Genomic DNA, 13469 nt, shown 5'->3' on the forward strand with positions numbered 1-13469 from the left:
AATTGTTTTTTTTCTGGAGTGTCGCGTTTAGAGGGCGCTCCCTTGGGTAACGGAGCGCGCGGACGCATTCAATCAGCTGTCGAGCAGGTGTCGGTTGACCACGCAACGCGGGTCCAGCGGCCTGTTCGCCCAGACATCGAGGATCTGGCGCAACGCCACGACCCCTACGCGATCACGTGCCTCAGAGGTGTTGGCGCCGACATGAGGCGTCGCCACGAGCGTCGGCAGGCCCCAAAGCGGGCTGTCGGCGGGTGGCGGCTCGGGATTGAATGTATCCAGTCCGGCGCCGGCAATTTTCCGTTCGCTCAGTGCCTCTACCAGCGCCTGGGTATCGACAAGCTCGCCACGCGCTGTATTGATCAGGATGCTTCCCGGGCGCATGCATTCCAGTTGTGCAGCGCCGATGAGGTTGTGATTGGCCTCGGTCAGCGGGCAATGCAGGCTAATGATATCGCTTTCGCTCAGTAGACGAGAGAAGTCAACTTCGCGCTCGACATGTTCGCGCTCCGGTAACTGCTGGAGATAGGGGTCGTAGACCTTCACTTTCATCCGCAGTGGGGCGACCAGGTCCATCAGGATGCTGCCGATCGAACCCAGGCCCACCAGGCCAAGCGTCTTGCCGAACAATTCAATGCCGTTCGCCTCGGACTTGTCCCAATGACCGTCGCGCATGCGCGCATCCAGCAGTGCGGTCTGTCTCGCAACACTGAACATCAAGGCAAAGGCGTGCTCCGCGACGGACTGGGCATTTGCACCCACGGCAATGCTCACCGGAACGCCACACGCGGCGGCGGCCTCGATGTCGATGGTGTTGTAGCCAACCCCATGCTTGGCGATTGCCTTGAGTTTCTTCGAGGCCTTGATCATTGACCCGGTCAACTGACCCTGGCGAACGATGATGGCGTCGGGTTGTTCCGCACGAATGATGGCTTCCAGTTGCTCCGCGGGCAGGTAGGGGGTCGTTGGGATGATTCTCACGCCTTCTGCGGCGGCGAGTTTCATGGCATCTGCGGCAAGTTCAGGGCCGGTTAGCACAATGGTAAGGGACATCTTCGATACCTTGTTTTTATCGTTGAGATAAGCGCTGGCCGCTGCAGCGGTTGCGATGGCTAACCCTACCATAATGAAACGGCGTTGCAATAGATCGATTTTTACGCTCGTCGGATTGCAATAGCCTGCGAAAAATCGCCATTGCATCGCGATAAATGAAATGCAATTCTAAAAATAGACATCGAGGACGATCGATGTGATCGAATAAAACCAAACAGAGGTATGTCACATGAGCATTGGATTTCAGGTGCTGGGTCGCGCACGCAAAGTCAGCGCGGAGTGGGTTGCACGTTATCGAGAGTTGCCGGTAGCCAACGTCAGCGACTCCATGAACCGCATGACGGCAGGGGGCGCTCGCCTGCGGCCCATGCACCGTGAAGGTGTGCTCGTTGGTCCGGCAGTGACGGTCAAGGCTCGTCCGGGTGACAACCTGATGCTGCACTACGCGATCGACATCGCCGAGCCTGGCGACGTCATTGTCGTGGACGCGGGCGGTGACCTGACCAACGCGCTGATCGGCGAGATGATGGTCGCCTACGCCGTGAAGCGCGGTGTGGCCGGGATCGTCATCAATGGCGCCATACGCGATGCCGCCAACATCGGCGCCGGTGATTTCCCGCTGTTTGCCGCCGGTGTGTCGCACCGCGGCCCCTACAAGGACGGGCCTGGTGAGATCAACGTGCCGATCGCCGTTGATGGTATGGTTATTGAGCCGGGCGATCTGGTCATTGGCGATGAGGATGGCTTGCTGTGCGTACCCTTTGACCATGTCGCCGAAGTCCATGATCGTGCGACGGCCAAATATGCGGCCGAGCAAAAACAGATGGAACTCATCGCCCAAGGCAACAACGATCGTACCTGGGTGTTGGAATCTTTGAAGAAGAAAGGCTGCCTGCTGCCGCTCTGATCCACCGGCTACCGCGCATCAAATGCTTAGGGTGCGCGGTAGACAATGGATCGGTCAGCAATGGCGTAGCCTTTTAAGGAACCTCATTCTTGTCCAATCCACGCACTACGCATTGGCCTGCACCCGTTCGGGCACTCGCCAATAGAAACTTCCAGATATATTTCGTCGGCCAGGGCATCTCTACCCTGGGCAAATGGGTTCAACAGGTGGCGTTGGCCTGGCTGGCCTATCACTTGACCGGCTCAGCCGTTCTGCTGGGTCTCATCACCTTTCTCTCCCTGGCGCCACAGCTTCTGATCGGCCCGCTCGCGGGTGCCTGGATCGATCGTCATGACAAACGCCGGTTGCTGATCGGTGTGCAAGTGGTGCTGGTCTTGCAGTCGCTCACACTGGCGGTCATCACCCAGTTCGGCTGGATCGATGGGGCGTCCATTGCCGGGATGGCGCTCCTGCTGGGGCTGCTCAATGCCCTGGAGACACCGTTGCGCCAGGCGCTTATCGGCAGCTTTGTCGACGACCCCGCGGACTTGCCCAATGCCTTGGTGCTCAACGCAATGTTGATCAATGCCGCGCGGTTCATCGGCCCACCCCTGGCAGGCACACTGATCGCTGTCACCAACGAAGCGGGCTGCTTCCTCCTTACCGCATTTGCCTACCTGGGTCTTATGGCGGGGTTGCTCAAGGTCAAGGCGACGGCATCGCCAAAAGCGACCGGCTCGACTTCACAGGTTTTTCGCGAAGGGTTGGCGTACCTCTGGCACACGGTGAGCGTTCGGCAGTTGATGATCAGCGTGATCATGGTGAACTTGCTGGCTTCCTGCTACGCAGCGCTTTTGCCGATTCTCGCCAAGACGGTGTATGCCGGTGATGCCAGGATCCTTGGCTGGTTATGGGGCGCCGCCGGGGCCGGGGCATTCGTGGCTACCTTGATTTTGGCCTTCAGTGGATCGCTCTCGCGTTTGCGCTATTTCACCGATGGCGGTGCGCTTGTCTGCGGCTTTGCGCTGTTGGGCGTGTTCATCGCCGCGGACTTGCCGTTGGCATTGTTTGCATTGGTGCTGCTGGGCTTCGGCATCACCCTGAGCAACGTGAGCACAAACATGCAGTTGCAAAGCGGCGCTCCGGGCGCGATGCGCGGTCGTGTCATTGCGTTTTACATCGCCATGCGCTTTGGCTTTGAAGCGGTAGGCGGGATGCTGGCAGGGTTGGTCGCGGCCACGTATGGCGCGCCAGCGACCTTGGGCATTGCGGGAGGTATCTTGCTCCTTTACCTGATCGCGAGCATCGGCGGGCGCAGGCTGAAGCATTGAAGTCCTGGCAGCTTTAAATACAAAAGGGCCCTTCGAGGGCCCTTTTGTTGTATGCGTCTCCTGAACTCAATGCCCGGTCATGCCTGGCGCGCTGCCATTGCCGAGTAGCTGTTCATCAGGTTGCGGTAGTTCGGGATGCGCTGGGACAGCAGGTTGCCCAGGCCTTCGATGTCGTTGCGCCAGTCGCCCTGCAATTCGCAAGCGACCGAGAACCAGTTCATCATTTGCGCCCCTGCCTGGGTCATACGGTTCCAGGCAGCCTGTTGTACGGTGGTGTTGAAGGTGCCGGAAGAATCCGTAACCACGAACACTTCAAAGCCTTCGGCGAGGGCGGACAATGTCGGGAAGGTCACGCAGACGTCAGTCACCACACCGGCGATGATCAATTGCTTGCGACCGGTCGCCTTGATGGCCTTGACGAAGTCTTCGTTGTCCCAGGCGTTGATCTGGCCAGGTCGGGCGATGTAAGGCGCGTCCGGGAACATCTCTTTGAGTTCGGGTACCAGTGGGCCGTTGGGGCCTTGTTCAAAGCTGGTGGTGAGGATGGTTGGCAGCTCGAAGAACGTTGCCACGTCGGCCAGGGCCAGTACGTTGTTCTTGAATTCGTTGGGCGAAAAGTCTTGAACCAGGGAAATCAGGCCAGTCTGGTGGTCAATCAACAAAACTACGGCGTCGTCTTTGTTCAGGCGGTTGTAGGTAGCGTTGCTCATGATGAAATCCTTTCGAGGTGGGTGAGTGGCGTCGTTCAACATGAGTACAGATTAGAGTTTGCGATGAGGCAGAAAAAGCGGGTGAAAAGCGTTTAACTGTCAACCTGGATGAGACAATCTGGATTGGGTCTGCGCTGTTACATGATGTGCTTTTCGGATTCCGGAATGTGGCTCGCACCCAGCACCGCCGGCAACAAGCCAGCCCGCAAATCCCCACCGCTCGGCTGCTGATACAAGCTCAAGCCAAACTCCGGCAATACCGCGAGCAAGTAATCGAAAATATCCCCCTGGATCCGCTCGTAATCGGCCCACGCCGTGGTGCGGGTGAAGCAGTAGATTTCCAGCGGAATACCTTGGGCGGTTGTTTGCATTTGCCGGACCATGCACGTCATGTTCGGTTGAATCTCTGGATGGCTCTTGAGATAGGCCAGCGCATAGGCGCGAAAGGTGCCGATATTGGTCATGCGCCGGCGGTTGGCCGACATCGCCGCGACATTGCCCTGGGCTTCGTTCCAGGCCTTGAGTTCGGCCTGTTTACGGCTGATGTAGTCAGTCAGCAGATGCACCTGGGCCAGTTTCATCTCCTCATCATCGCGGATGAACCGCACGCCACTGGCATCAATGAACAGGCTGCGCTTGATCCGCCGGCCACCGGACTGCTGCATGCCGCGCCAGTTCTTGAATGACTCGGACATCAGGCGCCAGGTCGGGATCGAAACGATGGTCTTGTCAAAATTCTGCACCTTGACCGTATGCAGCGTGATGTCCACTACATCGCCATCGGCACCGACCTGCGGCATCTCGATCCAGTCGCCGACCCGCAGCATGTCGTTGCTGGTCAGCTGCACGCTGGCGACGAACGACAGCAGGGTGTCCTTGTAGACCAACAGGATCACCGCCGACATTGCGCCCAGGCCCGACAGCAGCAACAGCGGCGAACGGTCGATCAAGGTGGCGACGATGACGATCGCGCCAAACACGTACAACACCATTTTCGCCAGTTGCACATAGCCCTTGATCGAGCGCGTACGGGCGTGTTCGGTGCGGGCGTAGATGTCCAGGAGGGCATTGAGCAGGGCCGTGATCGACAACAGCAGGAACAGGATGGTGAACGCCAGCGCGACGTTACCGAGGAAGACCATCGCGGTTTTACTCAGCTCAGGTACCAGGTGCAGGCCAAACTGGATCACCAGCGACGGTGTGATCTGTGCCAGGCGTTGGAACACCTTGTTGTGACGCAGGTCGTTGATCCAGTGCAGCGCCGGCTGGCGGCCCAGTATTTTGCTGGCGTGCAGGATCAGGTAGCGCGCCACTCGTCCGAGGGCCAGGGCAATGACCAGCAACACCATCAATGCCAGGCTGGCATGCACGAGCGGGTGCTGGTCAAGGGCACCCCAGAGGTCTTGGGCATTGAGCCAGAGCTGTTTGATATCCATGGGCAAAAAAGATTCTTCTAGGGGACACGAGGGGCGATTAGAGCATTTAAGACGCTTTGTATTACCGTCGGTGACAAATCGGGCAATAAAAAAACCACTGTTTACCGCCATTTGTACAAAGAAACTCGGCCTACGCGCTCGAAACCGGTACCCTATGCAGCTGTTTTTTTGTATTTCTTCGAGGTAGCACCCGTGTTTTCCGAATTCGCCTTGCACGAACGCCTGCTCAAAGCCGTGGCCGAGCTGAAATTTGTCGAGCCAACGCCTGTGCAAGCAGCGGCTATTCCGCTGGCGCTCCAAGGGCGTGACCTGCGGGTGACAGCGCAAACCGGTAGCGGCAAGACCGCTGCATTCGTTTTGCCGATCCTCAACCGCCTGATCGGCCCGGCCAAGATCCGCGTCAGCATCAAGACCCTGATCCTGTTGCCGACCCGCGAGCTGGCCCAGCAGACCATCAAAGAAGTCGAACGCTTCTCGCAGTTCACTTTCATCAAGTCCGGCCTGATCACCGGCGGTGAAGACTTCAAGGTCCAGGCCGCCATGCTGCGCAAGGTGCCGGACATCCTGATCGGTACGCCGGGGCGGATGATCGAGCAACTGAACGCCGGCAACCTCGACTTGAAAGAAGTCGAAGTGCTGGTGCTCGACGAAGCCGACCGCATGCTCGACATGGGTTTCGCCGAAGACGTTCAGCGTCTGGTGGACGAGTGCACCAACCGTCAGCAGACCATGCTGTTCTCCGCCACCACCGGTGGTTCGGGCCTGCGCGAGATGGTCGCCAAGGTGTTGAACAACCCTGAGCACCTGCAGCTCAACGCGGTCAGCCAGCTGAACGAGACCACCCGTCAGCAAATCATCACCGCTGACCACAACCAGCACAAAGAACAGATCGTCAACTGGTTGCTGGCCAACGAGACCTACCAGAAGGCCATCGTCTTCACCAACACCCGTGCCATGGCCGACCGTATCTACGGCCGCCTGGTGGCCCAGGAATACAAGGCGTTCGTGCTGCACGGCGACAAGGACCAGAAGGATCGCAAACTGGCGATCGACCGTCTGAAGCAGGGTGGGGTGAAAATCCTCGTGGCCACCGACGTTGCCGCTCGCGGGCTGGACGTGGACGGCCTGGACCTGGTGATCAACTTCGACATGCCGCGCAGTGGCGACGAATACGTGCACCGCATTGGCCGTACCGGTCGTGCCGGCAACGATGGCCTGGCCATCTCGCTGATCTGCCACGGCGACTGGAACCTGATGTCGAGCATCGAGCGCTACCTCAAGCAGAGCTTCGAGCGCCGCACCATCAAGGAAGTCAAAGGCGCCTACGGCGGACCGAAAAAGGTCAAGGCCTCCGGCAAGGCTGTCGGCGTGAAGAAGAAAAAGACCGACGCCAAGGGCGACAAGAAAAAAGTTGCCGCCAAGACCCCGACCAAGCGCAAGAGCGTCAATCGCCCGAAGAGCGACTCTCTGGTCAGCAAGGACGGCATGGCCCCGCTCAAACGGCGCAAGCCGGAAGCGCCGGCCGCTGAATAAGCGCTTCGGCTAGCCCAATAAAAACCCGGACAGTGTCCGGGTTTTTTTACGTCAAAAGATCGTCCGAACGCGGCCCGATCTTTTGATCTTATCTTCAGCTCTCGGCTTTCTTTTCTGCCGTTCCCAACTCTTTCAACCGCTGATCAATCAACTGGCACTTGTCCGGCAAATCTTTGGAGGCAGTGCCCAGGTCCATTTTCTGCAGCTCATCGTTGATCTCCTTGGCCTTGGCCGGGTTCTGTTCGGTGAGCTTGGTGACTTCCTTGGCCAGCTGCTCGCGCTTGAGGGTGGCCTCCTCCGGGGTGCAGGCCCAAACGGGCAGGGCGCAGGCGAGGGTGGTGGCGAGGGTAAGCTTCAGCAGGATTTTCATCTGTCGGGCCTCAGTTCCGGTTAAGGCGGGTTAACCGGTTGAGGGCTTTTGGTCAGAAAAAGTTCACCGCCATCCCCTCGATTTGGGTCTAGCCGCCATGGCAGCAACTCGTCGTTGCCTTCTCCTCATACCGGTCATGATGCCGCACCCAATCCATGATTTCGTCTTCGTTACGCCCCTTGGGCATCAGGTCGAGGTAGTTGTAGGTGCCCACCAGCAGATCCAGCCCTCGGGCAAAGGTGGAGTAGGTGTGGAAAATCTCGCCGGCTTCGTTGCGATAAAACACGCTGAGGCCGGGAAGTTCTTCTTCCGAACCGTCGGTTTTTTCGTAGTTGTAGGTGGCTTTTCCGGCGGCGACGTCTTCGGCGCGGGCCGTTACACCGAAGTCATAGTTGAAATCGCAACCTTCGGACGACACCCAGTCGAATTTCCAGCCCATGCGCCGCTTGAACGCCTGGAATTGGGCGAACGGTGCGTGGGACACCGCCACCACCGAGACGTCGTGGTGTGCCAGATGCTGGTTGGCTCCATCGATGTGGTCGGACAGGAACGAGCAACCGGGGCAGCCTTCGTCCCAGCCGTCGGCGAACATGAAATGGTAAATGACCAATTGGCTGCGGCCACCAAACAGGTCGGCGAGTTTCAGTTCTCCGTCGGGTCCCTGGAAGTGGTAGTCCTTGTCGATTTTTACCCAGGGCAGGGCGCGGCGCTCGGCGCTTAGCCTGTCTCGTTCCTTGGTGAAGGCCTTTTCGTGGGCCAGGTGCTGTTTGCGCGCGGCCAGCCATTCTTCCCGCGACACAACGGGGTGGTTCTGAATGTTCATTTGGCTTTCTCCTGCGTGATGCGGGGGAGGTGACTTACACAGCCTAGTCGTTTGACCTGCCGGTAAATCGACATACCGCCGGTCGGTCGCGTGAAAGGAACGCGGGATGAACGGCTGCCGTGCGCCTGTGTCACAACCTATGAAGGCCCTCTCTCTCACGGGCACCGGAGGTTGAATCAGGATGACCACTTACAACTGGGATTTGATTGAGCACTTGCTGCATGAAGTGCAGAACGGTGCGAGCAGCTTCACACCACGGCCCTATGCCGAGCAGTACGCCGCGCAGAAAGCGGCGCAAGGTGAGCAGATTGAAAACCTGGATCACTTGAAAGCGGTGGCCGGTGAGTATGAAAAATTACTGCTCCTGCGCGGTTATATCGAGCCTCGGCCCGAGGAGCAGGGAGGCACGGGTTCCAATTATATTTTGACGATGCGTGGTTCGAGGTTGTTGAGCCTGATCGACAGCAGCATTCCGGGCGATGAGCATCCGCGGCAGGTGCTGGATGAGCAGGAGGATGCGCTGGACGAACAGACGTTCGATGAAGTGGCTTCAAAGGCGCAGATTGCCTAGATCAAAAGATCGCAGCCTTCGGCAGCTCCTACATTGGAACTCATACACCTGTAGGAGCTGCCGAAGGCTGCGATCTTTTGATCTTTAATCCTGTTTGGCTGATTTGAGACATTTCAAATCACTGAAATCCTTCCTTACGCCCTCGATCTTTTTCAGCAAGCGTTCACGCTGAGCCGGCGTACTTTGCGCCATCAAGTCCACGAACAGCCCCCGCGCCTGGGCTTCGGTCCTGGCGAAGGCCTGGCGGTAGGCCGGTGTCCATAGGCTCTCGCGGTTGACCAGTAGCGTCTCGATTCGCTGTGGGAATTGTGGCGTCTGGCGTTGTGCCACGGCGGCACTGAATTGTTTTTGCCAGTGGATGCGGTTGGCGATCCATTGCGTATTCTGGTCGCCCAAGTCGTTCGACCAGGCCATGACGCGCTGTTGTTGCGAGGCACTGAGTGGCCCGAGCCATTCATTCAGGCGTTTCTGCATGCGCTCGCTACGCTGCCTGATCTGCTGCTCCAGCGGCGGTTTCAGATATCGTTCCTGGCGCTTGCGCTGGTCCTTGGCGAAAGCCTCGTTCATTTCCGCGACCTGGTTGTCATCCAGGCCCTGCAGTAATTCGATAGCGGATGGCGTGATTTCCCGGGCGGTCTCGGCAATGGCGGCTTCGGCTTCCGCCGTCCGCGCCTGCAGTGCGGCATCGGTGACCTGATTGGTCGCGATCATGGTTTGCAAGCGGTCCAGCCAGTCGAGATACCCCGGCATTTGTGTCGTGCAATGCCAGCTCAGGTGTTCCTTCAGGCGTTCGTTGAGCCAGCTTTTCTGCTCGCCGTTCATGTCCAGGTAATCGCTGAGCGTCCAGGGAATGATCACGTCGAGGTTGCGATAAGCCAGGCCCATGCGACTGCACGCGCCAAGGGCAAGGGTGAACATGAGCACAAAGGCAATGTGTTTAATCCAGCGAGACATGGGCGAATCCTTGCGAAAGCCTGGCTTGCGGAGCTGATGCTCATCTGAACGCGCAATGAACCCGGCAGTTCAGCCCGTCAGTAGAACGTGTGTTCGGCCTTGAGGGTGAGGAGTGCGTCGCACTGGCTATTCTGCCCGGTATAGGCTGAACAATAGCTGCCGTTGAGGCTCGAATCGCTGTAGATCAGATCGAGGTCGATGCCCATGAACGGTCGGGACAGTTTTACCGACCAATCGGTGAAGCTGCCGACGTAACCGCCGTCCACGGCGACGGGCGTGTTCAACTGGTGGGTGGTGTATTTCATGCTGACCCCGATGCCGAACGGCTGGTTGCCGCGCAGGTCGGCAAACAGCGTGTTGTTGCGTTTGTCTGGGTCGTTGCTCAAGGCTGCGCCGAAACGGCTGCCCAGCAGCGTCAGGCCACCGAACACTTCCTGGCTGTCGAGGGTGTCTACCTCGGGGTAGCTGTAATGGATGATGCCTACTTCGTAGCCGAGGACCTGGTCGAAGGGTTGCTTGAAACCCGCGTAGGAGTCGATTTCGAGGTTTTTTCCCGGGCTGATGCCCATGCTTGGCGACCATTGGCCGACGTAGAAACCGCTGTCATGGGTCAGGTCCAGGCCGCCATGGAACGAACCGACGGCCGATGGCTTGACGAGGCCCTGTGCCATGCTGCGACTGGGGCTGGTTCCGAGCTTGAGGTCGAAATCCCCCAGCTCGCGTTGAAAGATTTGCCCCTGCACTCCCGAACAGACCAGCAGGCCGCTGAGCAGCAAGGATAAACAAGAGGGTGTGCGCATGCGTCACTCCATGAACCGCGCGGGCAGCTTTAAGCCTGCTGAAACGCTTGATCTAGACGCGTGCAAGGATACCGGTGAATGACAGGCCGGGTGGGCCGTTCGTCGATTTTCTACAAGATGGGAGGGGTGTTGCGAGGTTCCAGTCCAAGCGCTTCGAAGTTCAAAGCGCTTAGGGACCAGGTGCAGCGCGGGGTATTACTTCTTGCCCAGGGTGATCTGCTTGGATGGACCGAACGACTGGCCGCTCACACCTTTGGCAATCTGCTGGATTTCACCGCCGGACTTGAGGAACGCAGCGATCTGGCTGTTGATCGACTCGCTGGTTTCGACGGCTGGAGCTGGCTTTGCTTTGCTGTTGGATGCTTTTACGCGCATGGCGGCCATTAACCTGTAGAAAATTAACTTGGCCAGGCATCGTACAGGATTGAGTTCATATTTGCTTGGCAAATATCCGCTGGGGGACATTGAGTGGGGACAGCACAAATTGCAAGTTATAATTGAAATGTTGCCCTAAGCCGCTGTTTTAACTAAGAACCTGGTTGAGAAAACTGCGTTTCGCCCAGGGCAGGCGGCAGGATGAGCCTCGGCTCCGGTCTGACGAGCGGCGGCCAGAAATGGCAAAACCGGGAAAAATCAGGGCTTTGCGGGGAATTTCTGGCGCCACCGGGCTGACTGGCGAACCTGGCCGCTAAAAACGGGTAGAATGCCGCCACGTAATGAGGGTATTGGACATGGCTTTAGTCGGGCGTTACAACAGTTTACAAGTGGTTAAACACACTAACTTCGGTTTATATCTGGACGGTGGCGCGGATGGCGAAATCCTGTTGCCTAATCGTTATATTCCCAAAGATATTCCCAGCGAAGATGAAGACTGGCTCAATGTTTTTGTTTATCTGGACAGCGATGACAAACTCATCGCAACTACTGAAAAGCCAAAAGTTCAAGTGGGCGAATTCGCCAGTTTGAAAGTTGTTGAAGTCAACAGCATTGGCGTGTTCCTGGATTGGGGCCTGCCCAAAGACCTGTTGTTGCCGTATTCGGAAGAAAAGCGCCAGATGCAGGCCGGTGAATACGCTGTGGTGCATGTCTACCTCGACAAGCATACCCGCCGCATTACCGCGACCGCGCGCCTGGACCGGTACCTGGACAAGACGCCCGCCAACTACACCCCGGGGCAGGAAGTTGACCTGCTGGTGGCTGAAGCCACCGACATGGGTTTCAAGGCCATTATCAACAACAAGCACTGGGGCCTGATTCACAAGAACGAAATCTTCAAGTTCATGCGCGCCGGCAAGGAAGAGAAGGGCTTCATCAAGGAAGTTCGCAGCGACGGCAAGATCAGCCTGAGCCTGCAACCGGTTGGCGTCGAAGCGGCCAGCAGCCTGAACTCGAAGATCCTCGCCAAGTTACGCGAGAACAACGGCAGCCTGGCGGTCAGCGACAAAAGCGATCCGACCTTGATCAGCAGCATGTTCGGCGTCAGCAAGGGCAACTTCAAGAAGGCCATCGGTGCGTTGTACAAGAACGGCCAGATCGTGATTCATGCCGACCGCATCGAATTGAGCTGAGCGCACCCTCGCACAATGACGTGCGCAGAGAAGTAAAGGTCTCTAACAGACGGCAATTTCTGTCCATCTGGTTAATAATCGACAGCATGATATTGACGCCCCGGCATCGTACCGGGGCTTTTGTTTTTGACTGTCGAGCCACTGCCATGTCCTGTGTTGTCGAGGTATCAAGGTGAGCGCCACCCGGCGCAGCGCCGATGGATTCGCCCTGCAAGTGATGGTGGGGTTGTGCCTGGTCTGGGGCATTCAGCAGGTGATGATCAAGTGGGCGGCGCCCGATATTGCGCCGGTCATGCAGGCGGCCGGGCGTTCGGGCATGTCCGCGCTGCTGGTGGCTTTGTTGATCTGCTGGAAGGGCGGTTGGGACCAGGTGGGCGCCACCTGGCGCGGCGGCCTGTTGGCCGGGGCCTTGTTTGGCCTGGAGTTCCTGTTCATTTCCGAAGGCCTGCAACTGACCACGGCGGCGCACATGTCGGTGTTCCTCTACACCGCGCCGATTTTCACGGCGTTGGGCGTGCACTGGTTGTTGCCGAGTGAGCGTTTGCGGCCTGTGCAGTGGCTGGGCATTTTCCTGGCCTTCGTCGGCATCGGCATTGCGTTTGCCGGGGGGGTGTCCTGGGATAACCTCGATCGCCGCATGTTGCTGGGCGATGCGTTGGGCGTCCTGGCGGGGGCTTGCTGGGGCGCGACCACCGTGGTGGTGCGCGCGTCGCGTCTGTCGGAGGCGCCGGTGACCCTTACATTGTTTTACCAGTTGATCGTCGGTTTCATCGGCCTGCTGCTGATTGCGTTGCTCAGCGGCCAGATCACCCAGGTCAGCTTGACCAGTGTGGCAGTGGCCAGCGTGCTGTTCCAGGGCATCGTGGTGTCGTTCTTCAGCTACCTGGTCTGGTTCTGGTTGCTGCGCCGGTATCTGGCGGCCAACCTCGCGGTGTTTTCGTTCATGACGCCCTTGTTTGGCGTCACGTTCGGGGTGGTCCTGCTGGGGGAGGCGCTGAGCCTCAATTTCGTCATCGGTGCCGTGCTGGTGTTGCTGGGGATTACCTTTGTCAGCGCTGAACAGTGGGTGCGTCGCCGTTTGCGCAGCGCCCTTGGGCAGTCTTGAATGGCCTGTGAGGCATGCCGTCCACCGTTGGCAACGCGCCCGGCTGAACCCATGTCGTTGGATTGTGATCCATTCAGTAACAGATCGTTGTCATGTTCGACGAGCATTGCTCGGCACTTCGGACTATTATCAGTGCGAAGCGACTATAGAATTCCGGTCGCCCGGCACTACCCTGAAGGGGGCATCATGAAAGAGAAAATTCAAAACTGGCTGCACGACCTGGGTGTTGCACTCGGTTTGATTGAACCGCCTCTGCAACCTGTGCCTATTCGCACCGACGACGAACAGCGCCGACGCCAGCAGCGTCGCCGGTAAACGCGACGTCGTCCCTG

The 13469-nt window shown here is 58.2% G+C and carries 15 protein-coding genes; 7 read left to right on the plus strand and 8 right to left on the minus strand.

The window, feature by feature from the left end:
* Positions 1–72: 72 nt before the first annotated feature.
* Entirely contained in the window at positions 73–1050 is a 978-nt protein-coding gene (locus OH720_RS07490; protein ID WP_272606412.1) for a hydroxyacid dehydrogenase, read from the minus strand.
* Positions 1051–1279: 229 nt separating this feature from the next.
* On the opposite strand from OH720_RS07490, the gene OH720_RS07495 reads away from it, so the two are divergent.
* Both OH720_RS07495 and OH720_RS07500 read left to right on the plus strand, forming a co-directional pair.
* Positions 1280–1957, plus strand: a complete 678-nt coding sequence (locus OH720_RS07495) for an RraA family protein (RefSeq protein WP_272605100.1) — start codon at positions 1280–1282, stop codon at positions 1955–1957.
* 89 nt (positions 1958–2046) lie between these two features.
* Positions 2047–3267 carry an MFS transporter gene (locus tag OH720_RS07500; RefSeq protein WP_272605101.1) on the plus strand — a complete coding sequence of 407 codons (1221 nt, stop codon included), beginning with the start codon at positions 2047–2049 and terminating at the stop codon, positions 3265–3267.
* 77 nt (positions 3268–3344) lie between these two features.
* On the opposite strand, the gene ycaC is transcribed toward OH720_RS07500, so the two are convergent.
* Positions 3345–3977, minus strand: coding sequence for an isochorismate family cysteine hydrolase YcaC (gene ycaC, locus OH720_RS07505; protein ID WP_008060104.1), 633 nt, complete (start codon positions 3975–3977; stop codon positions 3345–3347).
* A gap of 137 nt (positions 3978–4114) precedes the next feature.
* Positions 4115–5413 carry a mechanosensitive ion channel family protein gene (locus OH720_RS07510; RefSeq protein WP_272605102.1) on the minus strand — a complete coding sequence of 433 codons (1299 nt, stop codon included), beginning with the start codon at positions 5411–5413 and terminating at the stop codon, positions 4115–4117.
* Between the two features lie 192 nt (positions 5414–5605).
* Between OH720_RS07510 and OH720_RS07515 the strand changes: the two genes are divergently transcribed.
* Positions 5606–6946, plus strand: a complete 1341-nt coding sequence (locus OH720_RS07515; protein ID WP_272605103.1) for a DEAD/DEAH box helicase — start codon at positions 5606–5608, stop codon at positions 6944–6946.
* A gap of 94 nt (positions 6947–7040) precedes the next feature.
* On the opposite strand, the gene OH720_RS07520 is transcribed toward OH720_RS07515, so the two are convergent.
* Both OH720_RS07520 and OH720_RS07525 read right to left on the minus strand, forming a co-directional pair.
* Positions 7041–7316 carry a hypothetical protein gene (locus OH720_RS07520; RefSeq protein ID WP_033043015.1) on the minus strand — a complete coding sequence of 92 codons (276 nt, stop codon included), beginning with the start codon at positions 7314–7316 and terminating at the stop codon, positions 7041–7043.
* A gap of 88 nt (positions 7317–7404) precedes the next feature.
* Positions 7405–8139, minus strand: a complete 735-nt coding sequence (locus tag OH720_RS07525; RefSeq protein ID WP_272605104.1) for a DUF899 domain-containing protein — start codon at positions 8137–8139, stop codon at positions 7405–7407.
* A gap of 181 nt (positions 8140–8320) precedes the next feature.
* On the opposite strand from OH720_RS07525, the gene OH720_RS07530 reads away from it, so the two are divergent.
* Entirely contained in the window at positions 8321–8710 is a 390-nt protein-coding gene (locus tag OH720_RS07530) for a transcriptional regulator (protein ID WP_272605105.1), read from the plus strand.
* 84 nt (positions 8711–8794) lie between these two features.
* Here OH720_RS07530 and OH720_RS07535 read toward each other — a convergent pair whose 3' ends face one another.
* The 3 genes from OH720_RS07535 to OH720_RS07545 all read right to left on the minus strand — a co-directional run bounded on the left by OH720_RS07535 (position 8795) and on the right by OH720_RS07545 (position 10848).
* The gene (locus tag OH720_RS07535) at positions 8795–9664 is read right to left on the minus strand and encodes a DUF6279 family lipoprotein (RefSeq protein ID WP_272605106.1); all 870 of its coding nucleotides are present in this window, start codon (positions 9662–9664) and stop codon (positions 8795–8797) included.
* A gap of 77 nt (positions 9665–9741) precedes the next feature.
* On the minus strand, positions 9742–10464 hold the full coding sequence (locus tag OH720_RS07540; protein ID WP_272605107.1) for a TorF family putative porin: 723 nt from the start codon (positions 10462–10464) through the stop codon (positions 9742–9744).
* Between the two features lie 195 nt (positions 10465–10659).
* Entirely contained in the window at positions 10660–10848 is a 189-nt protein-coding gene (locus tag OH720_RS07545) for a hypothetical protein (protein ID WP_177325074.1), read from the minus strand.
* 347 nt (positions 10849–11195) lie between these two features.
* Here OH720_RS07545 and OH720_RS07550 point away from each other — a divergent pair, with 347 nt between their 5' ends.
* From OH720_RS07550 to OH720_RS07560, 3 genes are all read left to right on the plus strand, one after another.
* On the plus strand, positions 11196–12032 hold the full coding sequence (locus tag OH720_RS07550) for a CvfB family protein (RefSeq protein WP_008060121.1): 837 nt from the start codon (positions 11196–11198) through the stop codon (positions 12030–12032).
* Positions 12033–12204: 172 nt separating this feature from the next.
* Positions 12205–13137 carry a DMT family transporter gene (locus tag OH720_RS07555; protein WP_272605108.1) on the plus strand — a complete coding sequence of 311 codons (933 nt, stop codon included), beginning with the start codon at positions 12205–12207 and terminating at the stop codon, positions 13135–13137.
* 186 nt (positions 13138–13323) lie between these two features.
* On the plus strand, positions 13324–13452 hold the full coding sequence (locus OH720_RS07560; RefSeq protein WP_007914492.1) for a PA1414 family protein: 129 nt from the start codon (positions 13324–13326) through the stop codon (positions 13450–13452).
* The last annotated feature ends 17 nt before the right edge of the window (positions 13453–13469 follow it).

Origin of the sequence: Pseudomonas sp. WJP1, from assembly GCF_028471945.1 — a bacterium.
Lineage (GTDB): Bacteria > Pseudomonadota > Gammaproteobacteria > Pseudomonadales > Pseudomonadaceae > Aquipseudomonas.

Excerpts from the sequence above, each read along its gene's own strand:
- OH720_RS07490 (WP_272606412.1), bottom strand. The coding sequence starts at position 1,050 with ATGTCCCTTACCATTGTGCTAACCGGCCCTGAACTTGCCGCAGATGCC.
- OH720_RS07495 (WP_272605100.1), top strand. The coding sequence starts at position 1,280 with ATGAGCATTGGATTTCAGGTGCTGGGTCGCGCACGCAAAGTCAGCGCG.
- ycaC (WP_008060104.1), bottom strand. The coding sequence starts at position 3,977 with ATGAGCAACGCTACCTACAACCGCCTGAACAAAGACGACGCCGTAGTT.
- OH720_RS07510 (WP_272605102.1), bottom strand. The coding sequence starts at position 5,413 with ATGGATATCAAACAGCTCTGGCTCAATGCCCAAGACCTCTGGGGTGCC.
- OH720_RS07520 (WP_033043015.1), bottom strand. The coding sequence starts at position 7,316 with ATGAAAATCCTGCTGAAGCTTACCCTCGCCACCACCCTCGCCTGCGCC.
- OH720_RS07525 (WP_272605104.1), bottom strand. The coding sequence starts at position 8,139 with ATGAACATTCAGAACCACCCCGTTGTGTCGCGGGAAGAATGGCTGGCC.
- OH720_RS07530 (WP_272605105.1), top strand. The coding sequence starts at position 8,321 with ATGACCACTTACAACTGGGATTTGATTGAGCACTTGCTGCATGAAGTG.
- OH720_RS07535 (WP_272605106.1), bottom strand. The coding sequence starts at position 9,664 with ATGTCTCGCTGGATTAAACACATTGCCTTTGTGCTCATGTTCACCCTT.
- OH720_RS07540 (WP_272605107.1), bottom strand. The coding sequence starts at position 10,464 with ATGCGCACACCCTCTTGTTTATCCTTGCTGCTCAGCGGCCTGCTGGTC.
- OH720_RS07545 (WP_177325074.1), bottom strand. The coding sequence starts at position 10,848 with ATGGCCGCCATGCGCGTAAAAGCATCCAACAGCAAAGCAAAGCCAGCT.
- OH720_RS07550 (WP_008060121.1), top strand. The coding sequence starts at position 11,196 with ATGGCTTTAGTCGGGCGTTACAACAGTTTACAAGTGGTTAAACACACT.
- OH720_RS07560 (WP_007914492.1), top strand. The coding sequence starts at position 13,324 with ATGAAAGAGAAAATTCAAAACTGGCTGCACGACCTGGGTGTTGCACTC.